Annotated in this window: 23 protein-coding genes, 4 tRNA genes and 1 riboswitch; of the genes, 20 read left to right on the top strand and 7 right to left on the bottom strand. The window is 41.7% G+C overall.

What is annotated here, in order from left to right:
- Positions 1 to 44 precede the first annotated feature (44 nt).
- The 5 genes from gluQRS to thiC all read right to left on the bottom strand — a co-directional run bounded on the left by gluQRS (position 45) and on the right by thiC (position 5,114).
- Positions 45 to 953 carry a tRNA glutamyl-Q(34) synthetase GluQRS gene (gluQRS, locus tag MN869_RS17495; protein ID WP_243308890.1) on the bottom strand — a complete coding sequence of 303 codons (909 nt, stop codon included), beginning with the start codon at positions 951 to 953 and terminating at the stop codon, positions 45 to 47.
- Between the two features lie 11 nt (positions 954 to 964).
- A complete protein-coding gene (dksA, locus tag MN869_RS17490; protein WP_243308859.1) occupies positions 965 to 1,498 on the bottom strand; it encodes an RNA polymerase-binding protein DksA in 534 nt (177 codons plus the stop codon).
- 189 nt (positions 1,499 to 1,687) lie between these two features.
- On the bottom strand, positions 1,688 to 2,503 hold the full coding sequence (cpdA, locus tag MN869_RS17485; protein WP_243308858.1) for a 3',5'-cyclic-AMP phosphodiesterase: 816 nt from the start codon (positions 2,501 to 2,503) through the stop codon (positions 1,688 to 1,690).
- Between the two features lie 22 nt (positions 2,504 to 2,525).
- Positions 2,526 to 3,143, bottom strand: coding sequence for an NUDIX domain-containing protein (locus MN869_RS17480; protein WP_243308857.1), 618 nt, complete (start codon positions 3,141 to 3,143; stop codon positions 2,526 to 2,528).
- A gap of 75 nt (positions 3,144 to 3,218) precedes the next feature.
- Positions 3,219 to 5,114: a phosphomethylpyrimidine synthase ThiC gene (thiC, locus tag MN869_RS17475; protein WP_243308856.1), complete on the bottom strand. Its 1,896-nt coding sequence runs from the start codon at positions 5,112 to 5,114 to the stop codon at positions 3,219 to 3,221.
- 85 nt (positions 5,115 to 5,199) lie between these two features.
- Positions 5,200 to 5,320, bottom strand: a riboswitch (TPP riboswitch).
- A gap of 147 nt (positions 5,321 to 5,467) precedes the next feature.
- Between thiC and phoU the strand changes: the two genes are divergently transcribed.
- Positions 5,468 to 6,190, top strand: coding sequence for a phosphate signaling complex protein PhoU (phoU, locus tag MN869_RS17470; RefSeq protein ID WP_005154764.1), 723 nt, complete (start codon positions 5,468 to 5,470; stop codon positions 6,188 to 6,190).
- 294 nt (positions 6,191 to 6,484) lie between these two features.
- Here the strand turns inward: phoU and MN869_RS17465 are convergent, their stop codons facing one another.
- Positions 6,485 to 6,757, bottom strand: a complete 273-nt coding sequence (locus MN869_RS17465) for an oxidative damage protection protein (RefSeq protein WP_005278388.1) — start codon at positions 6,755 to 6,757, stop codon at positions 6,485 to 6,487.
- 49 nt (positions 6,758 to 6,806) lie between these two features.
- Positions 6,807 to 8,237, bottom strand: coding sequence for an argininosuccinate lyase (gene argH / locus MN869_RS17460; protein WP_171551609.1), 1,431 nt, complete (start codon positions 8,235 to 8,237; stop codon positions 6,807 to 6,809).
- On the opposite strand from argH, the gene MN869_RS17455 reads away from it, so the two are divergent.
- The 19 genes from MN869_RS17455 to MN869_RS17365 all read left to right on the top strand — a co-directional run.
- Positions 8,228 to 9,370 carry a histidine kinase gene (locus MN869_RS17455; protein ID WP_171551608.1) on the top strand — a complete coding sequence of 381 codons (1,143 nt, stop codon included), beginning with the start codon at positions 8,228 to 8,230 and terminating at the stop codon, positions 9,368 to 9,370. The two genes, argH and MN869_RS17455, sit on opposite strands and share 10 nt — an antisense overlap.
- Positions 9,371 to 9,427: 57 nt before the next feature.
- On the top strand, positions 9,428 to 10,168 hold the full coding sequence (locus tag MN869_RS17450) for a LytTR family DNA-binding domain-containing protein (protein WP_005191841.1): 741 nt from the start codon (positions 9,428 to 9,430) through the stop codon (positions 10,166 to 10,168).
- A 111-nt stretch (positions 10,169 to 10,279) separates the two neighbouring features.
- The gene (hemC, locus tag MN869_RS17445; RefSeq protein WP_171551607.1) at positions 10,280 to 11,197 is read left to right on the top strand and encodes a hydroxymethylbilane synthase; all 918 of its coding nucleotides are present in this window, start codon (positions 10,280 to 10,282) and stop codon (positions 11,195 to 11,197) included.
- The gene (locus tag MN869_RS17440; protein WP_243308855.1) at positions 11,197 to 11,973 is read left to right on the top strand and encodes a uroporphyrinogen-III synthase; all 777 of its coding nucleotides are present in this window, start codon (positions 11,197 to 11,199) and stop codon (positions 11,971 to 11,973) included. Before hemC ends, MN869_RS17440 begins: the two co-directional genes overlap by 1 nt.
- A complete protein-coding gene (locus tag MN869_RS17435) occupies positions 11,970 to 12,797 on the top strand; it encodes a hypothetical protein (RefSeq protein ID WP_243308854.1) in 828 nt (275 codons plus the stop codon). The genes MN869_RS17440 and MN869_RS17435 overlap by 4 nt, the downstream gene beginning before the upstream one ends.
- A 6-nt stretch (positions 12,798 to 12,803) precedes the next feature.
- On the top strand, positions 12,804 to 13,997 hold the full coding sequence (locus tag MN869_RS17430) for a heme biosynthesis protein HemY (protein ID WP_243308853.1): 1,194 nt from the start codon (positions 12,804 to 12,806) through the stop codon (positions 13,995 to 13,997).
- A gap of 8 nt (positions 13,998 to 14,005) precedes the next feature.
- Positions 14,006 to 14,437, top strand: a complete 432-nt coding sequence (locus MN869_RS17425; RefSeq protein ID WP_243308851.1) for a thioesterase family protein — start codon at positions 14,006 to 14,008, stop codon at positions 14,435 to 14,437.
- Positions 14,438 to 14,833: 396 nt separating this feature from the next.
- Complete coding sequence (locus MN869_RS17420; protein WP_171551603.1) at positions 14,834 to 15,160, top strand: H-NS histone family protein; 327 nt, start codon at positions 14,834 to 14,836, stop codon at positions 15,158 to 15,160.
- Between the two features lie 177 nt (positions 15,161 to 15,337).
- A complete protein-coding gene (gene gspN, locus MN869_RS17415; protein ID WP_243308888.1) occupies positions 15,338 to 16,081 on the top strand; it encodes a type II secretion system protein N in 744 nt (247 codons plus the stop codon).
- Positions 16,081 to 16,920 carry a type II secretion system protein N gene (locus MN869_RS17410; protein ID WP_243308849.1) on the top strand — a complete coding sequence of 280 codons (840 nt, stop codon included), beginning with the start codon at positions 16,081 to 16,083 and terminating at the stop codon, positions 16,918 to 16,920. Before gspN ends, MN869_RS17410 begins: the two co-directional genes overlap by 1 nt.
- Before the next feature lie 40 nt (positions 16,921 to 16,960).
- Positions 16,961 to 19,219, top strand: a complete 2,259-nt coding sequence (gene gspD, locus MN869_RS17405; RefSeq protein WP_243308847.1) for a type II secretion system secretin GspD — start codon at positions 16,961 to 16,963, stop codon at positions 19,217 to 19,219.
- Between the two features lie 63 nt (positions 19,220 to 19,282).
- Positions 19,283 to 19,900, top strand: coding sequence for an FHA domain-containing protein (locus tag MN869_RS17400; protein ID WP_243308846.1), 618 nt, complete (start codon positions 19,283 to 19,285; stop codon positions 19,898 to 19,900).
- 70 nt (positions 19,901 to 19,970) lie between these two features.
- On the top strand, positions 19,971 to 20,636 hold the full coding sequence (locus MN869_RS17395) for a phosphoglycolate phosphatase (protein WP_243308844.1): 666 nt from the start codon (positions 19,971 to 19,973) through the stop codon (positions 20,634 to 20,636).
- Positions 20,637 to 20,745: 109 nt separating this feature from the next.
- On the top strand, positions 20,746 to 22,239 hold the full coding sequence (gene trpE, locus MN869_RS17390; RefSeq protein WP_243308843.1) for an anthranilate synthase component I: 1,494 nt from the start codon (positions 20,746 to 20,748) through the stop codon (positions 22,237 to 22,239).
- 99 nt (positions 22,240 to 22,338) lie between these two features.
- A tRNA-Thr gene (locus MN869_RS17385) sits at positions 22,339 to 22,414 on the top strand.
- A 53-nt stretch (positions 22,415 to 22,467) separates the two neighbouring features.
- Positions 22,468 to 22,551, top strand: a tRNA-Tyr gene (locus tag MN869_RS17380).
- A gap of 33 nt (positions 22,552 to 22,584) precedes the next feature.
- Positions 22,585 to 22,660, top strand: a tRNA-Gly gene (locus MN869_RS17375).
- A gap of 11 nt (positions 22,661 to 22,671) precedes the next feature.
- Positions 22,672 to 22,746 (top strand) — tRNA-Thr (locus MN869_RS17370).
- 164 nt (positions 22,747 to 22,910) lie between these two features.
- A partial coding sequence (locus tag MN869_RS17365) for a GTP-binding protein (RefSeq protein WP_228140223.1) occupies positions 22,911 to 23,068 on the top strand: 158 nt, incomplete at its 3' end.

The raw sequence follows: 23,068 nt of genomic DNA, 5'->3' as shown, positions 1-23,068 counted from the left end.
GTCCAGATAGAAAAGCCCTGACAATGTTCAGGGTTTTTTTCGGCTTACTGAAAAGTTCCCGTCAAATGAATGCCGAGCGGGATCGAGTTTACATCCCATTGTTGCACCGCTTGTTGCAACATAATATGGGGTTGATTCAGTTCCACCGCAGGTTGGCCTAAAGCCAAGATCGCTTGCTGTAACAGTTTGGGGGCTTGAGTGATATCCAGTGCTTGCGCCAGATTCTGTTTAGACAGTTTCTGCCCTTGATTGTTCATGGCAAGTGGAAGATGCATATAGCTTAAATTCGGATAACCCAGCAAAGCACCTAACCAGATTTGTCGAGCAGTGTTATCGAGTAAGTCCGCACCGCGTACAACATGCGTGATGCCTTGTAGATAATCATCGACCACCACCGCCAATTGATAGCTGATAATGCCATCACGACGCTTTAATACAAAATCACCCAGATCATGCTGTAAGTTAGAACATTGTCGACCTTGTAAACGGTCTTCAAAACAAATCTGTTGATCAGTAACCTTTAAGCGTATCGCTTGATCAGCAAACTCTAAATTTAAATCTCGGCAGGTTCCGGCATAGATATGATTGGAACCCAACATTTTACGGGTACATTGGCAGGCATAAATCGCATCGAATTGCTTGAGTTGCTCAAGCACCTGTCCATAGATCTCGAAACGATCTTTTTGAAAAATAATCTCTGCATCGGGTTCAAATTGAAAGGCATCAATGCAAGAGAGAATGTGTGCTTCGCTATTGGGATAAATGCGGGGGATGTCGGTATCTTCAATCCGAACCAGCCATTGGCCGTGATTGGCTTTGGCGTCGCAATAACTGGCAACTGCGGTGAGTAGGGAGCCAAAATGCAATGGGCCGGTTGGCGATGGCGCAAACCGACCCACATATGAGCGGAGATTAAGCAAAGCATCGCTTTGCTTAATCTCATGGCTCAACACGGTTTTCAAAATTAACCGTTATTTTGCTTTTCTTTGATTTCAGCCAAAGTTTTGCAATCGATACATAAAGTCGCAGTTGGGCGAGCTTCTAAACGACGTAAGCCAATTTCGATACCACAAGTTTCACAGAAACCGTAGTCTTCGTTTTGAATGGCTTCAACCGATTGTTCGATTTTACGGATGAGTTTGCGTTCACGGTCACGTGTACGTAATTCAATCGCAAATTCTTCTTCTTGCGTCGCGCGGTCATTGACGTCAGGAAGTGCACTAGATTCGTCTTGCATCGTATTTAAAGTACGATCAACTTCAGACATTAACTCTGCTTTCCATGCATTTAAAATTTGGCGGAAATGCTCAAGTTGTCCTTCAGACATATATTCTTCATTTTTCTTTGGCTGATAAGGCGCAATTCCAAATAAGCTCGCAGTTGTACCGCTTTCTGAAGCTTTGGGTTTGGTTTTGCGTGTACGTTTTACAGCCAATTTTTGATCGTCGATCACTTCTGTCTGTTCGTCCAAGACTTGATTTTGGTTGTCATTCGCCATATAGGGCATTCCTCATCTTACACGTACTATCTATACGCAAAAAATATGGTGATATGCAAGTGTTTTTATAGAAACCTGAGATGGTTTTTCCCATCAAGGGTCGACATCATATAGAGTTTTTGAGCAAGATGGTAGTCATTCCCGTCCAGATTTTGTCTGAAATTGACAATGTAATTTGTAATCAAAAGTTTAATCATATCCTAAAACTTCAGAACTACTCATTCGTTGTGATGTCGGTAAGCGATAGACCTGAGTTTCCAGTTCACCATTCGCTTTAAGGCAGATATAGCGGTAACCAGGATGCTCTTCATCGAGCGCAAATTTATCGCTTTTGGGTTTGAATTGGATACAGGTTGAAGGGGTAGATAAAAATTCAACACCTTGCCATGTATTGATCGAATCTTGATGCACATGACCACAGACAATTGCTTTGACATTGGAGAATGGTTGGATTGTTTCCAACAGGTCTGAGGAGTTTTTGAGCTTGTGTTGGTCAATCCATGCCGATTGCATCGCAAAAGGATGATGATGACAAGCAATAAGCACATGACGATCATGTTGTTGTGCAAGTAATTGGGTGAGTTGCTGCAATTGTGTGTCAGCAATTTTTCCATCAATACGTTTTGGTTGCGCGCTATTTAATAAAATAATGCACCATTGACCCAGCTCAATCACTGTTGGTTGAGTGGGATCTGTTTCATGAAATGGAAAATGCGCTACATCGTCATGGTTGCCTGGCGTATGGAAAAAGGGAATTCCCACGCTTTGCATATGTTGTACATAGCGTTGATAGGTCAATGGGGTTGGCGATTGTGCCAAATCACCGGTGTGTACAATGAGGTCAATATGAGGATGTTGCTGGCGCATCAAGTCGATTACAGCATGAAAACTTTGTTCGGGTTGCATCCCGACAAATTCTAAATGTGGATACTCTAATAAATGTGTATCAGTAATCTGTATCATCACAAAATCTTGTTGCGATAATGATGAGACTTGGAAAGTCACCGTCGTTAGCCCCTTCAGATTTTTATCTTTGTTGTAGTTGTATATGTTGAGACAGCCACTGCAATGCCATGATTACAGGTGCGTTTCTCAACCGCCCGTTATTTAATAATACTTCTAATGCGGAATAATTAAATAGATGAAGTTGAATATTTTCCCCTTCATCTGGCATCCCAAAAATGCCCCCGTCCTTTGGCAAATCAACTTCTGCTACATATAGATGAAAAAATTCAGAACATGCGCCAGCAGAAGGGTAGAAGCTAAATAAATGTTTTAATGTGGTGATCTCACAGCCAGATTCTTCTAGGCTTTCACGGCGGATACAGCTTTCAGGTGATTCATTTCCATCAAGTACCCCTGCGATGACTTCGAGTTGCCATGGCGAAATAGGATCACTCAATGCACCGACACGAAATTGTTCAATCAGTGCAAAGCGTTGTTGTTGGTCATTATATAGTAAAACGCCAGCGGCTTCTGGACGATGAACCAATTCACGTTGAATTAAAGGTGAAAAATCAGCCCGCTGAAATAACCGATGTTTTAAACTCACTTTCTCAACTTGAATGAATCCTCGAAACAAAGGCTCTCGAGATTCTATCGTAACGTCGGTTGCTGAATAGCTGGCGTGGTCAAGAATATTCATCTTCAATCAGGATGAGATTGTACATATCTCATCCTAACCGAGAATGATTCGCAGGAAAATCTTTTTTTAGTTGATTTACACCTTGTGGTACAATTTTTGACCATGTTCCTGATAAGCGGTTTTCATGGCATTGAGACCTGCTTCAACTTCTGTTTCTACATCATTTGACTGCTTGGCATTGTGTTGATTTTGCGCATAATCTCGCACATTCTGGGTGATTTTCATCGAACAGAATTTTGGTCCACACATTGAACAGAAGTGTGCAGATTTATGCGCTTCTTTGGGAAGCGTTTCATCATGCATGCTGCGTGCTGTGTCTGGATCTAAGCTTAAATTGAATTGGTCATCCCAACGGAATTCAAAGCGTGCTTTAGATAAGGCATTGTCTCGGACTTGTGCACCTGGATGACCTTTGGCCAAGTCAGCCGCATGTGCTGCAATCTTGTAGGTAATAATACCGTCTTTGACATCTTTCTTGTTCGGTAAACCTAGGTGTTCTTTTGGCGTGACATAGCACAGCATCGCCGTACCGTACCAACCAATCATCGCAGCACCAATCGCCGAGGTAATATGGTCATAACCCGGTGCGATATCTGTTGTTAGTGGGCCAAGGGTGTAGAAAGGCGCCTCTTTACAGACTTCAAGTTGAAGATCCATATTTTCTTTAATCATATGCATTGGCACGTGACCAGGACCTTCAATCATCACTTGTACATCATGTTCCCAAGCACGATGCGTCAACTCACCCAATGTTTTAAGCTCACTAAACTGCGCTTCATCGTTGGCATCTTGCACACAACCTGGACGTAAACCATCTCCCAAACTGAATGACACGTCATAGGCCTTCATGATTTCGCAGATTTCATCAAAATGCGTATACAAGAAGTTTTCTTCATGATGGGCCAAGCACCATTGCGCCATAATCGAACCGCCACGAGACACAATGCCCGTGAGACGATTTGCTGTCATGGGTACATAACGCAGTAATACACCTGCATGAATGGTGAAGTAGTCAACGCCTTGTTCGGCTTGTTCAATCAAGGTGTCTTTAAAGATTTCCCATGTTAGGTCTTCAGCTACACCATCGACTTTTTCCAGTGCTTGATAGATCGGTACAGTTCCGATTGGCACTGGTGAGTTGCGAATAATCCACTCACGGGTTTCATGAATATTTTTACCCGTCGATAAATCCATGATGGTGTCGGCACCCCAACGGGTTGCCCACGTCATCTTCGCAACTTCTTCATCAATCGATGAACCGAGCGCAGAGTTACCGATATTGGCATTAATTTTCACCAAGAAATTGCGACCAATGATCATTGGTTCACATTCTGGATGGTTAATGTTGGCTGGAATAATGGCACGACCTGCAGCAATTTCCTGACGTACAAATTCAGGCGTAATTTCTCTTAAATTTTGTGCACCAAAGTTTTGCCCTGGATGCTGACGCATATCGACATTTTCACGTTGGCGCTGGTTTTCACGAATGGCAATATATTCCATTTCAGGGGTAATGATACCTTGCTTGGCATAGTGCATTTGCGTGACATTTTTACCAGTTTGCGCGCGACGTGGGTTTTGAATGTGAGCAAAACGAATGTCAGCTGTACGAATATCTTTTAAACGTGCTTGACCAAACTCAGAGCTAAGACCAGAAAGTACGTCGGTATCTTGGCGTTCTTCAATCCATGTTTGACGAACGAAAGGTAAGCCCTTATTTAGGTCGATTTGTACATTCGGGTCGGTATACGCCCCAGACGTGTCATAGACCATCACTGGTGGATTGTGTTCACCACCTAAGCCCGTTGGTGTTTCGGTTAAGCTAATTTCACGGAAAGGGACTTGGATATCAGGGCGAGAACCTTCAACATAGACTTTTTGAGATGCAGGTAATATTCGGGTTAAATCTTTTGCAGCTTGCTCATGTTGAGCAGAAATATCAGCAGGGGAAAGATTCGTTAATTGGTTCATGGCATGATCCTTATGTATAGCATTAACGAATCAAGCACGACCAAAAACCATGGCGGATTTATCTCTATGATAAATAGAAGCTAAGTTTTTTGCTGGGCTTGATTCCTACGCAGGTGTTAACCTGATCAGGTTCAACGGTACTTATCTTTAAATTGAGTAATTAAGATAATCTCAGCAGTTTGTTAACTGCGCTCCGTCAAGCTAGGCATTTAGACTAACAGATTTTTAAATTTTTGTTGTAGCAATTCACACCAATCAACAATGAGCCAATCCGTGCTATTGTCATAAAAGTTTCATCATTTCTATGTTTTAATCACCAATCATTTTTTCCATGTGTCTAGTGGAGGCATACTGTGAGCCCAAGCAATCCTGTGTTAAGTCATCATATTTCTTCACAATTTAATGAAGACTTGCAAGATGTGCACACCAAGTTTATGACCATGGGTGGATTAGTGGAGCAACAGGTCGCAAATGCGATTCATGCTTTATTAGACACAGATGCTAATTTAGCGATTGATGTACAGTTTAAAGACAATGCAGTGAACCAATTCGAGCGTGATATTGATGAGGGTTTGACATTGATTTTAGCCCGTCGTCATCCAGCAGCGATTGATTTACGTATGGTGATCGCAATGAGCAAAGGCAATACGGATTTAGAGCGTATTGGCGATGAAGCTGCGAAAATTGCACGTATTGCACAAACCCTGTGTGAAGAAGGTGAGTCACCACGTGGTTATATGGAAACCCGTCATATTGGTAATCAAGTACGTGTCATGATTCATGATGCCCTAGATGCTTTTGCGCGTTTAGATGTTGAGCAAGCCTTGAAAGTGGTGATGGCGGATGTGGATATTGATCGTGAATATCAGTCGGCAACACGTACTTTAATGACCTATATGATTGAAGATCCGCGTCATATCTCACGTGTGATTAATGTGATGTGGGTATTACGTTCACTAGAGCGCATCGGTGATCACGCACGTAATATTTCAGAACAAGTCATTTATATGGCGAAGGGTACCGATGTGCGTCATACCAGTATTGAAGAAATTGAACAGAAAGTGCATCAAAAATAATGGTAAAAGTAAAATAATAACTAACCGCTCTAACTGGAGCGGTTTTTTATTTTTAGGCAGTTATAATAAAAAAATCCCAGACTTCGGGGGAAAGTCTGGGAGAGAAATATCATGCGTTACGTGAGATATCAACGTATCTCTTTGTCCTTCTGAATATAACTATAAACATGGTGCTTTAAAGTGTCATGTAGACAACTGTGTATACTCTGTAAGGCTTTATTACTTATGTAAATATCATGTAAAAAGAGAGCTGTTTTTCAGCTCTCTTTTTATCGTAAGGTTAGATGGGACTGCTTATTTCTCTTCAGTCCAGCCTTCCGCTTTTTCTACGCTTTCATCGTTATTAAAGAACTTCTCACGTTGTTCTTCGAGGAACTTTTTAGCATCGGGTTCAAATACATTCAAACGTTTTTCATTAATCAGCGTAGTTTGATGTTTTAACCATTCTTGCCACGCTTGTTTTGAAACGGTTTCAAAGAACTCTTGGCCTTTGGCACCAGGAAATGGTGCAAAATCCAAGCCTTCAAGCTCTTGTTTATATTTGCGGCAAAATACTTGTCTAGTCATTATGGCATCCAGTGAAAGTCCCTCTTTGTAAAAGAGGGATATAGGGAGATTAATATAACTGTTCTAGGCGAGTGTGCGCACGGGCAATCGCAGCTTCAACTTGTTTTGGAGACGTTCCACCAATGTGATCACGTGCATTGACAGAGGCTTCTAGCGTCAATGCTTTGTCAAATACATCTGCTGTGATCAAATCAGAGAACTGTTGCAGTTGTTCAAGTGTCAATTCAGATAAGTCTTTTTCTTCTGCAACGCCTAAAGCCACGGCTTTACCAACAATTTCATGGGCATCACGGAAAGCAACCCCTTTTTTGACGAGGTAGTCTGCAAGATCGGTTGCAGTTGAGAAACCACGTAAAGCTGCTTCACGCATAATTTCGATATTTGGAACTAAGGCTGGAACCATATCGGCAAATGCCATCAATGAACCACGAACGGTATCAATTGCATCAAACAATGGTTCTTTATCTTCTTGGTTGTCTTTGTTATAAGCCAATGGCTGGCCTTTCATTAAGGTTAATAGGCTAATTAAGTCCCCAAAAACACGACCTGACTTACCACGAACCAGCTCAGGAACATCTGGGTTTTTCTTTTGTGGCATGATTGATGAGCCTGTACAGAAGCGATCAGGAATATTCACGAACTTGAATTGTGCCGAAGTCCATAAAATAAGCTCTTCTGACATACGTGATAAATGCATCATGATCAAAGACGCGGCTGCATTAAACTCAATGGCAAAGTCACGATCAGAAACTGCATCTAATGAGTTTTCTGAAACTGCTTCAAAACCGAGAAGTTCTGCGGTGTAAGCACGATCAATTGGATAGGTTGTTCCAGCTAAAGCGGCTGAACCGAGTGGCATGCGATTAACACGTTTACGACAGTCTTGTAGACGTTCAGTATCACGGACTAACATTTCAAACCATGCTAACAGATGATGACCAAAGGTCACCGGTTGAGCCGTTTGTAGATGAGTGAAACCTGGCATAATGGTGTTGGTGTTTTGACTAGCCAAACCCAGTAAGCCTTTTTGTAGGCGCAGTAATAAACCTAAGATGTCGTCAATTTCATCACGTAAATATAAACGGATGTCAGTTGCAACTTGGTCATTACGGCTACGGCCAGTGTGTAATTTTTTCCCTGTAATGCCGATACGTTGAGTCAAACGAGACTCAATGTTCATATGTACGTCTTCTAAATCAATGCGCCATTCAAAGTTGCCTGCCTCAATTTCAGCTTGAATGGTGCTTAAACCTTGAATAATGTCATCGCGTTCAGCTTCAGTCAGGACACCAACTTTGGCAAGCATGGTGGCATGCGCAATTGAACCTGCAATATCTTGTTTATAAAAACGTTGGTCAAATTGCACAGATGCGGTAAATTCTGCAACAAAAGCATCTGTTGCTTCAGAGAAGCGACCGCCCCACATTCCAGAGGTTTGATTCGGGCTGGCTGAAGAAGAGGATTGAGAAGATGTGGTCATGGCGGCTCAGCAAAATAAAAAAGAGTATAGCAAATCCAAACGCAGTTGCCGAAACTCGACGTAAGAAGTTATCGCAAACTCGTCAGGGGAATCCATCAGGCTCCTATTTTTTTACGAAAATTGGGCAATGGCAATACTTATTAGAATTAATTGTTGCAAGTAATGTCTTGGCGATGGTGTTGGCTTTGGCTGAAGCACGCTCATGGCAAGCCTTAGAAGGCTTCCGTGTACTGCAATATATGGTTTTTATTAATTGGGTGATTTTGTCTTTCGCAACACTAGTTGATTATTTTAAGGATTTTTTTGCTAAGTTTAGTCAGAAAGTCGCCTTGATAATGGGCTTTGTACTGCTGCAACTGATTGTACTGTTGACCACCTGTGCGATCAATATTATTCAATATTGGGCTGCACGTTCAGCTTCATTTTCAGAGGAGATCTTATTTCATGGGAGCAGTTTACATTTAAGCTATGGGGTTTTGTTGGGCGCTTTCTGTTTGCGTTACTTGTATATGCGTGAGCAATGGATGAATCAGCAATATAGTGAACTGAATGCGCGAATTCAGGCGATGCAGGCACGGATACACCCTCATTTCTTATTTAATAGTATGAATAGTGTGGTGAGCTTAATTGCGATTGACCCTGAAAAAGCTGAAAATATGTTGATTAATTTGTCGCGTTTATTCCGAGCGAGTTTTCAAGAACTGAAATTGGTGAGCTTGGCAGAGGAAATTGACTTATGTCAGCAATATTTAAGTATAGAAAAGATGCGTTTAGGTGCCCGTTTGAATGTAGAATGGAACATACAGGCGACACCCATTGAATTAAAACGAGTGACGATTCCGTTATTAACGTTGCAACCTTTGCTTGAGAATAGTATTTTTCATGGGGTGGAAAAAGTTTTGCAACCTTCGACCGTTAGCGTATTGGTTGAAATATTGCAAAATCAAGTCAGTATAGTCATTACTAACCCTTATTCTCACGATACAATAAAATCGAGAAAGGGAAATGGTATTGCGATAGACAATGTGAAGCAGCGCTTGAAAGCTTATTATGGGCAAACGGTTAAGTTTCAGATTTATGGGGGAACGTCGTTATATACGACGGTGGTGAGCTACCACTATCGAGTAAAATAATAAGTCAAGTTAACCATAAAAAATATGGATGAAGTTAACGGTGACAAGGAGGAGAGGATGAGAGTTCTGATTGCTGATGATGAGCCTCTCGCAGTAGAGCGTTTGTCACGTTTAGTGACCCAGATGGGACACGAAGTCATTGCGACGGCGCATCATGGTCAGGATGTGTTAAATCATATTGAAAACGACTCACCAGATGTCGTTTTATTAGATATTCAAATGCCAGGAATGAATGGTTTGGAATGTGCTGAACAACTCAGTCAGCTCAATCCTAGACCTGCGATTATTTTTTGTACGGCATATGATCAACATGCATTGGAAGCATTTAAATTTCAAGCACAAGGATACTTACTTAAACCTGTTGCACAACAAGATTTACAACAGGTATTTAATCATTTAACTCACCTTACACAAGCACAAATGACTGGTTTAAAACAACAAGACGATATGTACGATACCAAAACACAACGCCATCAAATTGCTGCGAAAACCTATCGCGGGGTAGAACTGATTCCATTGGAAAATGTTTATTATTTTTTAGCAGATCAGAAATATGTCACTGTTCGCCATAAAAATGGCAGTGTGCTGATTGATGAAACATTGAAAGACTTGGAATTAGAATTTGCAGACCGTTTTATCCGCATTCATCGTAATGCTTTGGTCTCGCTCGACTATCTTGAAGGGCTGGAATTAGTAGCAGCAGGACAATATCAGGTACGTTTGCGTGAACTGGAGGAACGTTTATCCGTCAGTCGCCGTCACTTACCGAGTTTAAGAGAGTGTATGCATCAATTATAAAACCCAGCTTTTCAGCTGAATGATTGATCACTTTATGAATTTTTACTTGCAATTTCAGGTGATCAAGTTAAGTTTGGAACAATTGCTTTGATCAATACTTAACTTGAATTTATGAAAACCTTAAAAATTGCGACTCGACAAAGCCCTCTTGCACTTTGGCAGGCGGAACATATTCGTTCTCGTTTAAATGCGCTTTATCCGGATTTAACGGTTGAATTGGTTAAGTTTGTCACCCAAGGCGACAAGATTTTAGATACACCATTAGCCAAAATTGGTGGTAAAGGTTTATTCGTAAAAGAGCTGGAAGCAGCATTACTGGATGGTCGTGCGGATTTGGCTGTACATTCAATGAAAGATGTGCCGATGCATTTACCTGAAGGTTTAAGCTTGGCTGTGATTTGTGAACGCGAAGATCCTTTAGATGCGTTTGTATCAAACCAATACTCACATTTTGATGAGTTGCCACAAGGTGCAAAAGTAGGCACATCGAGCCTACGCCGTAAGTGTCAAATTTTACAGCTACGCCCTGATTTAGAGATTATCGATTTACGTGGAAATGTAGGAACACGTTTATCCAAGCTGGATGATGGTTTATATGATGCGATTATCTTGGCCAGTGCCGGCTTAAAACGTTTAGGCCTAGCGGATCGAATTCGCCATTGCTTAACCCCTGTTGTAAGTTTGCCTGCGGTGGGGCAAGGTGCACTTGGTTTAGAATGTCGTACGGATGATGTGCAATTATTAAAATTGATCCAACCCTTACAGCATGAAGAAACCTCGATTTGTGTACGTGCAGAACGTGCCTTTAATGCCTATCTGGAAGGGGGTTGCCAAGTGCCGATTGCTGGTTATGCGATCTTAGCCAATGATCAACTGCAAATAGAAGGGCGTGTTGGTAGTGTGGATGGCAAGACTTTGTTGAAAGAGCAATTGGTTGGTGCAACAGTAGATGCTGAGCAATTGGGTGAACAGCTCGCTCAGCGATTGCTAGCGCAAGGTGCGGGTGAATTGCTTAAAGCGTTGTATTAATGCTGTTTATTAATACACGTCCTGATGACCGTGCTTCTGTTTTAACTCAAGCTCTGAGAGAAGTTGGTTATCAGGTCGAAGCGCTGCCTTTACTTGAGTTGGTTGCAGAGCCTTTTTCTGAAGTTTTGCAACAACTTTACTTAGCCTTGGCGGAGACTCAAGTGATTGTGGTGGTTAGTCCGACTGCTGTTGATATTGGGGTGCGCTATTTGCAGCAAGCGGGATTACAACTTGATCAGCTTAAACATATTCAATGGGTCGCAGTGGGGCAAGCTACGGCAAAGGCTTTAGCTCAATTTAAAATAGCAAGTGTTGTTCCTGAGGTGGAAACTTCAGAGGGAATGCTGGAGCTTCCCATCCTAAAACAGCAGATGCATTTAAAAAAAATTGCATTCTGGCGTGGTTTGGGAGGGCGACAGTTTATGATGCAGCAATTGCAGCAACAAGGTGTTGAGATTCTAAATTTTGTGCTCTATCGCCGCCAATGCCCAGAACAAAGTTTTTCCAAATTTCCTGAAATTGTAAAAAAAATAAGTTTAAATCAGCCTGTTGCGGTGTTGATTAGTAGTGAAGCAAGCTGGAACTATTGGCAGCAGCTATGTGGTCAGCATGCATGTACGGCAGAGTGGGTTTATTTGGTTTTAGGCTCACGTCTGGCTCAGATTCTGATACAGCTACGGGACCAGACTGCTCAAGGATTTAACATTATTCAGCTTGAAAATTTATCTGCATCAGAGATCATTCAACGCATGAGTGATTGGCAAGGACATGTATGAGAAAAATTGGTTATCTAATATTAGGATTGAGTTTATTGTGGTTAGCTAAACTCAGTTACGATGTTGCGCAATATTCTCAAACTGTACCGCAGTTACAACAGCAATTAGATCAGACCGAGCAGCGTTATGCTTTATTGAATGATCAATTTGTTGCAGTCCAACGCCAGTTACAAAATACCAGCTCGGTAGAGCCTACGGATAGCGTCTCCATCCCGACTACGGTGACGGGGATTGCGCCAGTTATTTTGATTAAGCAGCACATGCAATTGGTTCAATTTGCATTGGATCAACAGCAGTTTATTTATGCGCTGGATCAGCTTAATCAAGTGCAACAGCATGTTGTGCAATATGCAGTATCTCCTGCGTTACAACATAGCTTAGTTAAGTCGATTGAGCAGGATAAACAAGCGATTCAACAATATGTATTGAGTCAGACACAACAACAACAGCAACTTGATAATCTATTTCAGCAACTAGATCAAAAGATTCAACAAGACATCCGAAATCCGAAATTGTCTATGACAAAAAATGAAACGGCATCGTGGTGGCAGTGGTTCAAATTAGAAAAAGTACAGCGCAACTCACCTGACTTGATGAATCGTAATATTACCTTGAAAGAAGCACAATTACGTTTGTTACTCGCTTCTCAAGCCTTAAAACAAGGGCAACGAGCAGAATATCGAAAAGCTACTCTGGAAGTGATGCAATTACTTGCTGAATTGCCAGATCAAAATAGTCAACAAATGAAATTGCGCTTAGAGAAAATTTCAAATCTACCTGTAGTACCAACACCGAAATTAACCACACTGGGTTTGTTGGGATAAGGCATTATGAAACGTTTACTGTTGATTTATGTGCTTGCAAGTTTGGTGCTATTCGCACTGTTTTCTGTATTGAGTTATGGCTTTGGAAATGGCTATGTCTATATCTATTGGCGAGATTGGCAATTTCAAACGGGTGTTTTAGGGCTCATTGGACTATTTATTCTGATCAGTTTATTGGCACAATTGACTTGGTTATTTGGTAAACGTTATCTTGCCCGCGAGCAGCGAAAAAAAGAAACAATCCTTCATTTTAAAGATTTGCATCCTTATGAGCAGCTTGGCATTGTCTGGCTGTTGGAAGCAGCTAAAGATCAGCAAGTCTTTATTGAGCGTGTTTATACTCAGTCAGGATTGCTCAATCATATTATTGATGCGCAATTTGATTATAAGAATGGCGATTATGAAACTGCCTTGCATAGTTTGGAAAAATCTGCACCGATGGCATTTGAGCTGGCTGAATTACAACGCATAGATATTTATCTTGAGCGGCAAGAAACACAGAAAGCGCTGACCCATCTAGAGTTTCTTGCTCAACATCAGCTTTCTCCTTGGCTGACTGAGATTGAAACCGCTTATCAGCAACGTATTACTGCGTTATGGGGGAAGCTTGCTTTACAAGAGCCGTGGTTATTCTTGCAAACAACCCAATATGGTTTGTTAGATGCAGAGCATCGTGACTTATGGTTACAGCAGTTGCTTATACGATTTGATCAGGCTTCTGTGGATGATCTTGCTGCATTGCAGCAACGTTATCTGGTTTTACAGGATGAGATTCAAACTCGTCCGTACAGTAGTAAAGTACTCTGGTTGAAATTATTGGCACGTATGCCAGAAATGAGTTTGCAGCATGAAGATCTGGCTTTGCATTTATTACAAGACCAGTTTGATCCAGAAGTGTTTTATCTATGGTTCCAACAACAATTATTGAAGCAGATTCCAGATTATGCCTATGTTGAGCAGCGCATTATGCAGCTTGAACAGCGTTACACCAGTGTGCCGATGCTTAGCTTTGCAAAATGGCATATTTATGTGGCAACACAACGACAGGCAGAAGCAGATCAATTATTAACTTTATATCCAGATAATATTTTAATGAGCTATTTAAGGATTAAATCAACTTTGGGTGATAATCCTGATTTAATCAGGCAGTTAAATTTAATATTTGAAAATGATGTGAATTTTCTTAATTTTAAGATATGAGTAAAAATATGAAGGAACTGTCTGTCTATCCGGTTGTACTTAAGCAAACGGTTGCTTGGGGAGATATGGATGCTTTTGGTCATGTAAATAATGTGCAGTATTATCGTTATATCGAGAGTGCACGCATTGCTTATTTAATGGCGTTGAATATCTTTGATCAGGATATATTGACAGTCGTTGCATCGAGCCAATGTAAATATTTAAGTCCAGTATTTTATCCTGATGTGCTACATATTGGTGCGCGTATCGAAGAGTTAAGAAATAGCGCTTTCCGTATGCATTATGTGTTGTGGAGTGAAACACAACAGCAAACTGTAGCGACAGGTGAGGCAGTTATGGTCTGTGTGGATAAGGCTAGCTCAAAGAAATTAAATATTCCTGATGAGATTAGACAGAAAATAATTCAGTTAGAGCAAAGCGTAGGACATGCTTTAATATAATATGAATGATTATAAAGACGATTATGTCTATTTTTGTTTGATTATATCGTAAATTCATATAATAAGGTTCAAATACGCTGCATCGGAAAGATTGGTGTATTTGAACCTTGATAAGCCCAATAAAATTAGAATTTTTTAGATAAAATTAAGAGTAAATTAATATAAATCGTATTGCTGCTAGCCAGCTATTCACTTTTATAAAATATGTTTTTATATAACACGGCTGCTTTTTTTTGGGTTTATTGTAAATAAAATGTGATTTAGTGCTTGATATATGATTAAGTGGGGTAATCTTATATTGATTATTTAATCATTTATAAATTAATATTGAATCGAATTTTAAATTCATTTTATTTTTGAGTGATATATTTCCCCTATTAAGTTGGAGTGGTTCTAATGAAACCAGATATTAGCGAGTTATCTGTAGAAGATTTAAAACGTTTACAAGCTGAAGCTGAAGCTTTAATTGCGAGTAAAAAAGATCAAGCAATTGAAGATGCATATAATCAAATTATTGCAATTGCAGAAGCGATTGGCTTCAGTGTTGAAGAATTATTGGAAGTGGGTGAGCAAAAGCGTAAGAAAACAACGCGTAAAGCAGTAGAGCCACGCTACCGTAATAAAAGCAATGCTGAAGAAACTTGGACTGGTCGTGGTAAACAGCCGCGCTGGTTAGTTGCTGAATTAGAGAAAGGTGCAAAACTTGAAGATTTCTTAATCTAAACAAGTTTAAAAGTCATCGTTCTGTCATACGATGACTTTATCCTATATCAAAAGCCAGGCTTAAAAAGCTTGGTTTTTTTATATCAGAGAATTGGCGATGTTGAAAAAGTATGCATAATGTCATTCAGGGGGCGATTGTCTCAAAAAGGATGATATTTGCATGTTGGTAAGGGTGGAATGAAGAAAAAAACCAAGCAATGGAGATGGTGGATTTTCGCCATTTTTGCATTTTTAATTTTTATTATTTTACAAATTCCAGCAACATGGTTAATTGCGAAATTTTCAAAAGATAATCAAATATTACATAATGTCAGCGGCAACATTTGGCAGGGGCAAGCAGACTGGCAACGTGGTCAGTTGCGTGGTTCAGTGCATTGGAAAACCCGTCCTCTGGATTTGCTATTAATGCGCGTTGGTGCAGATCTTGATATCCATAGTGGTAATACCCAGTTCAATGGTGTTTTTGCTTATGGTCTAAGCAAGAAAATCATGATTAAAGACCTGCAAGGGAAAATCTCGCCTGAAACATTAAAATATTTTGCCAACTGGCAGTGGCCTGAAAACTCAATCCAACTGAAAGACGTACAATTGAATTACCAAAAAGAAAAAGGCTTTAGTGCGGTAGAAGGACAATTGAATTGGGGCGGTGGTGCGTTGGCCTATACTTTTGGTCAGCGACAAGATCGTATGAATATGCCGTCTTTAGTGGCTGAACTCAAAGATGAAAACGGGCAATTACAAATTGATGTGCGTGATCAACGTAGTCAGAAAATGGCAAACCTAAGCTTAGATGCGAGTCTGATGCTAGATGTACAACTCACTCAACGCATGTTGTTAAACATTCCCTCGTATGAAGGTAAAGCTGGCTTAGACACCTATGTGATTAGTTCACGACAACCCTTGTTGCAAGGTGGTTTCTAATGAAAGCAATCACTGAAAAAATACAACAATTGCGTTGGCAAAAACTGGATAAGCTCAGTGGTCTGGTTTTAGCACTGCTGATTTTGTGGTTATGTTGGAAACTGGCTTCATTATTTTGGTGGGTGGTTGCGCCACCACAACCAATGCAGTTTGACCGAGTTGAATTGGGTTCGCAGCAAGCTCAAGTGCCTAATATCAGTTCTTTTGCGTTATTCAATGAACCTGCAGCAACTTCGGCTGATGATAATGTTAACTTGGAGTTGCAAGGTGTATTGTTGGGTCAACCTAATTACTTGTCTTCGGCAGTGATTAAGTTGAATGATACTGCTGAACGTTATCGTGTAGGAGAAACTGTTGGTTCGACTTCATATCAACTGGCAGAAGTGTATTGGGATCATGTGATCTTGAAACAAGGCAATGGTGCAACTCGAGAAGTAAAGTTTAAGGGATTGGATAAAGGTTTATATCAACCAATTACACCGGTATTGAACAGTAACAACAGTGTGCCGCCTGCAGCAGCTGCACCAACTCAGAACTCACCACAATCCGCTTTAGGTCAGGCGATCCAGCAAATGCAGGACAATCGCGATCAATATCTAAAAAATATGGGGGTGAGCGGTGGTGGCACAGATGGTTATGAAATATCAGATAAGACGCCATCGAATTTAAAAAACACCTTGGGTTTGCGTTCTGGTGATCGTATTCTATCGATCAATGGTCAAAGCGTCGGGCAGGGACTCAACGAAGTACAATTATTAGAGCAAGTACGTCGTGAAGGGCATGCCAAAATAGAAATAAAACGTGGTGATCAAGTGATGACCATACAACAAAGTTTTTAGTGATCACACGTCACACATCAGTTAGGAACAAGTGCAGGTTATGGCTTTTTTAAATCATCAACGACCACTTTGGGCATTACTTGCCGCAGCACCTTTGGTTGCGTCAGTGAGTACTCATGTGCAAGCACAAACATGGAAGATTAATCTACGTGATGCAGACTTAACCGCATTTATTAATGAAGTTGCGGATATTACAGGGAAGAACTTTGCGGTTGACCCTCGTGTGCGTGGTAATGTGACGGTTATTTCCAACAAGCCTCTGAATAAGGACGAGGTGTATGACCTATTTCTAGGTGTACTCAATGTCAATGGTGTGGTGGCGCTCCCTTCTGGGAACACGGTGAAGCTTGTCCCCGACAGTAATGCGAAGAACTCTGGAATTCCTTACGATGCACGTAGCCGTGCGGGTGGTGATCAAATCGTAACACGGGTGATTTGGCTGCAAAATACCAATCCGAATGACTTGATTCCAGCCTTACGTCCACTCATGCCACAGTTTGCACATTTGGCGGCGGTGGCAGGAACCAATGCCCTAATTGTTTCTGATCGTGCAACCAATATTTATCAGCTTGAAAATATCGTGCGTAATTTGGACGGCACGGGTCAAAATGATATTGAAGCGATCAGTTTGCAATCGAGCCAAGCTGAAGAAGTGATTGGTTTATTGGAGACCATGAGTGCAACAGGTGCATCGAAGGACTTTATTGGTTCACGGGTGCGTATTATTGCCGATAATCGAACTAACCGTATTTTAATCAAGGGTGATCCAGACTCACGTAAGCGTTTACGTCAAATGGTTGAAATGCTGGATGTACCATCGGCAGATCGTTTGGGAGGGCTTAAAGTCTTCCGCTTGAAATATGCCAGTGCCAAGAACTTGGCTGAGATTTTACAGGGCTTGGTGACAGGGCAATCTGCTTCGTCTTCATCGTCGTCGAATAGTAATAACAGATCAAATTCGATCAATAATCTGACGTCCAATAATCAAAATTCAAGCTCATCTATAGGTTCGTCGGTTTCTACACCTTCGATTAATTTAAATAGTAATTCAAATAACAGCCAAAACTCAGCAATTACCAGTTTTAATGGTGCAGGTATTAGTATTATTGCTGACCCAACCCAAAATGCGTTGGTGGTCAAAGCCGATCCGCAGTTGATGCGGGAAGTTGAAGCTGCCATTCAACAATTGGATATTCGTCGTCAACAAGTCTTGATTGAAGCCGCAATTATTGAAGTCTCAGGGGATGATGCAGATCAATTGGGAATTCAATGGGCATTGGGTGATTTAAGTAGCGGTGTAGGCCTACTTAGCTTTAGTAATGTGGGTGCAAGTCTAGCATCCATTGCCGCAGGGTATGCCACGGGTGGCGCAAGTGGTGCAGCCGCAGCCATTGCTGGAGATGCCAATAAAGGGAATGGTGCGACGTTTGGTGTAGGGAACTTTGAAAACCCACGTAAAGCGTATGGTGCGTTGATACAAGCCTTGAAAACCAATACCAAATCAAATTTCTTGTCTACACCTTCGATTGTGACCATGGACAATGAAGAAGCTTATATTGTCGTTGGTCAAAACGTTCCTTTTGTCACTGGTTCAGTATCGACAGGAACCTCAGGTACAGTCAATCCTTATACAACGGTTGAGCGCAAAGATGTGGGTGTCACTTTGAAAGTGATTCCGCATATTGGTGAAAATGGTACGGTTCGTCTCGAAGTTGAACAGGAGGTTTCGGACGTTCAGAACAATAAAGGTCAGGCAACAGATCTCGTTACTAATAAGCGTGCCATCAAAACAGCAGTGCTTGCTGAGCATGGACAAACTGTCGTATTAGGTGGTTTGATTGCTGACAATACCTCATTGTCACGTCAAGGCGTTCCAGGATTGAGTAGTATTCCATATCTTGGGCGTTTATTCCGTGCCGATGCGCGTAGTAATATCAAGCGTAACCTGTTGGTGTTTATACATCCTACGATTGTTGGGGATGCGGATGATGTACGTCGCCTTTCTCAGCAACGTTATAATCAGCTCTATAGCTTGCAGCTCTCCATGGATAAAAATGGTAATTTTGCAAAGCTCCCTGAAAACGTGGCAGATATTTATAATCCGCGTCCTGTAGTCTCTAACTCGCCTTATCAGAAGGTTCCCACTGCGACGCAAAACAAAGCTGTTGTAGTAACCACACCTGTTGCTATCGAGGAACCGCAAGTTCAGCAGAAAACGGTGCAACTTCCGGTCAAGGAAACAGAGCGTAGTAAAAACACAGTGACCACTACGACAATCCGTCCAGCGTCTTCACAGTAGAAGCACAGAAACGCTTATGTCACAATGTTATGATTGCAAGAAATTATATAAGGATATGCATCTATGACTTGGAAATTACAAGCCATTACAGGTGAATTTACGGGGCAAGAACTGAATATCGAGCGCGACATGTTGGTGGGTAGACACCAAGATGCCGATATTTTGTTGCAATCAGCGGACATCTCGCGTCGTCATGCAGCTTTGTTGCTGAAAGATCAGCAACTTTGGGTGCAAGATCTCAATTCGTCAAATGGTACATTTATCAATGATCTGCGTGTTGAGCAGGAAACCGAATTACATGATGGCGATATCGTACAATTTGCCAGCTTTGTATTCTCTGTACTTGCGCCAGCGACAGCTGAGGTTGAATTACCTGAAATTGAGATTGAGCCTGTGACGGCTGCATCACATGATCAAGGTATGCCAAGCATTGCCGAGCGAGCAGTTGAAACACCGATCAGTCGTGATGGTATGCCACAACAGGTCTCGATTCCAAAACCAGCCCCAATTCCAGAAGGGGTGAGTGTTCAGGCAGTACCTGAGCCACAAGCTGTGGTGGTTGAAGAACCTATTTCGTGTGTCGCTCAGGAAAAAGAGCAACAAAAGAATGCTTCTGTGGGTTTGATTTCGATTATTGTACTGATCATTTTAGCGGTGATTGCTTGGCTGTTCTTTAAATAATCGGGTGAAGCTTTTACAATCAAGGCATGCCCACGTTGGTATGCCTTTTTCATTTCTTGGGTTGAAATATATGTCTGTTGCTCAGTTACAAAGTCGTAATTTAGTTTTATTTGATCTGGATGGGACACTGGTAGATTCCGCCGCTGATCTATATCGAGCGATGAATTTGAGTTTGGAAAAACTAGGCTTCGCGACAGTGACTGAAGCACAAGTTCGGGTTTGGGTTGGAAAAGGTGCAGCCAAACTGTGTGAGGCTGTGCTAGAACATTTGTTCGGACAAGTAAGTGCTCCACAGCAAGAACAACTTCTCAGTACATTTGTTGAGGTCTACGCTCAGGAGCTCTGTGTAAATACCCAAGTGTATGAGGGTGTTTTGCCATTTCTAGATTATTGTCAAATCCATAATATTACGATGGCATGTGTCACCAATAAGCCTGAGCATCTGGCGAAAGGGATACTGGATATTCTGCAATTGAGTCCATATTTCAAAATAGTGATTGGTGGTGATAGTTTGCCTGAGCGAAAACCGCATCCATTGCCGCTGTTGCACTGTGTGGAGCTGGAAGGCACATCTATAGCCGCAACCTTAATGATTGGTGATTCAAGTAATGATGTTGAAGCGGCAAGACGCGCAGGTATTGATTGTATTGTGGTCAGCTATGGCTATAATCATGGAGAGAGTATCTATGACTGCCAGCCACAACAAGTGGTCGATCGTTTGGTGGAATTGGTTTAAGCGGATTGAATAAGGAGATAGGCATGAAGATGGTTATGGTTTTTCGATGGCGGGCTTGAGATAGCACTAAAGAAACAACGCACAGAAATTAAAACCATAGAGAAGATTCATGACCACGTTAGTACAATTTGAACAATTAAAAGCAGCAGGCTATAACACCATTCCTGTTTACCGCCAACGTTTAGCGGATACTGAAACCCCACTTTCTGTTTTTGCACGTTTTAAACAACAAAAACAAGCTTATCTATTTGAGTCTGTCGAAGGTGGTGAAAACTGGGCGCGTTATTCGATGATCGGCCTAGGTGAGTCGACTATTTTTTCCTGCAATGCAGGCGTACTCACCATTCAGCACGCAGATGGCACCGTGACTCAGCAAGATTGCGCTGATCCATTTCAATATATTCGAGAATTTCAAAGTCAGTTCAAGGTGCCTGCACAGATAGAGTTACCTGACTTACCTAATTTTACTGGTGGTTTGGTGGGTTATTTAGGCTATGACGCTGTGCGTTATATTGAGCCAAAACTCAAGAATGTGCCGACTGCTGATCCTGTGACGTTGCCTGATCTATGGTTAATGCTGTCTCAAACCGTGATTGTGTTTGATAATTTAAAAGATACCTTATTTTTAATTCATCATGCCGATGTGAATCAGCCCGATGCCTATGCTCAAGCCCAACAAAAGCTAGATCAACTTGAACAATTGCTGGCGATACCTGTTAGTTTGCAGGCGAAACCACATACTGCACCGCATTTTGAATCGATCACGGGTAAAGCAAAATTCCTTGAAACGGTAGAAAAAGTCAAAGAATATATTCGTGCGGGCGATGTGATGCAGGTTGTGCCGGGACAGCGGATGGTATCTGACTTTGATGGTGAGGCATTGCAGGTTTACCGTGCATTACGTCATTTAAATCCATCGCCGTATTTATTCTTGGTACAAGGGCAAACCTTAACGGATCAAAAGCCGTTCCATATTGTGGGTTCGTCACCAGAGATTCTTTCTCGCCTAGAAAACGGCATTGCAACCGTACGTCCTTTGGCGGGCACACGCCCGCGCGGTAAAACCAAAGAAGAGGATCTTGCTTTAGAGCAAGATTTATTGGCAGATGAAAAAGAAATTGCAGAACATTTGATGTTGATTGACCTTGGTCGTAATGATGTGGGACGTGTATCTAAAATTGGGAAAGTGCAAGTCACTGACCGTATGGTGATCGAACGTTATTCACATGTCATGCATATTGTGTCCAATGTACAAGGTGAAGTCCGTGATGATGTGGATGCTTTAGATGTGTTTAAAGCAACATTCCCGGCGGGGACACTTTCAGGCGCACCAAAAATTCGTGCCATGGAAATTATTGACGAAGTTGAGCCTGTGAAACGTGGTGTATTTGGTGGTGCTGTTGGATATTTAGGCTGGCATGGTGAAATGGACATGTCAATTGCGATTCGTACTTGTGTAATTCGTGATAAAAAGGTTTATGTACAAGCAGGAGCAGGGCTGGTTGCAGACTCAAATCCTGAATCTGAATGGAATGAAACCCAAATAAAAGCTCGCGCAGTGATCAAAGCGGTTGAATTATCATCAAACGGATTGATTTTATGAGTTTTTAGCGATTTTTTTGAAAAAAGCACTTGCATCGATTCAGAGTTTTGCTAAACTGCACACCGTTCCGATACGAAACGTACGAAACACTAAGAAAGAGCCGGCATAGCTCAGTTGGTAGAGCAACTGACTTGTAATCAGTAGGTCCACAGTTCGAATCCGTGTGCCGGCACCATCTTAAAGTGTGGTAGTATAAAGTGAAAGAACAGCACTGTGTAAGTGTGATATGGTGAGATTCCCGAGCGGCCAAAGGGGGCAGACTGTAACTCTGCTACGAAAGTTTCGAAGGTTCGAATCCTTCTCTCACCACCATCTAACTTCGATAAAAGTGGTAAATACCAATATGCGGGAGTAACTCAGTTGGTAGAGTGGCAGCCTTCCAAGCTGCATGTCGCGAGTTCGACCCTCGTCTCCCGCTCCATCGAAGATGTCGCTCTTATAGCTCAGTGGTAGAGCACTCCCTTGGTAAGGGAGAGGTCTCGAGTTCAAATCTCGATAAGAGCTCCAGATATACAGTTTAGTGGTTATTCCACAGGTTTTTAAAGAAGCAGGCTATTATAGTCTGCTTTTCAAGTATTAGGTGTCTAGTTTTTTAGGCGAATGTCGATAAAGAAGGTTTTTCAGGGTTGTTTTTCTCTAAACTGGTGTCGACGTAAACGAGGAAAATCAAAATGGCTAAGGCTAAGTTTGAACGTAATAAACCACACGTAAACGTGGGTACAATTGGTCACGTTGACCATGGTAAGACAACTTTAACTGCTGCGATTGCAACTATTTGTGCAAAAACTTACGGCGGTGAAGCGAAAGATTACTCACAAATCGACTCAGC

This window comes from Acinetobacter sp. NIPH1876, from assembly GCF_022808535.1.
GTDB classification, from domain to species: Bacteria; Pseudomonadota; Gammaproteobacteria; order Pseudomonadales; family Moraxellaceae; genus Acinetobacter; species Acinetobacter higginsii.
The sequence above is the reverse complement of the archived record's forward strand: the minus strand, read 5'-3'. Positions and strand labels throughout refer to the sequence as shown.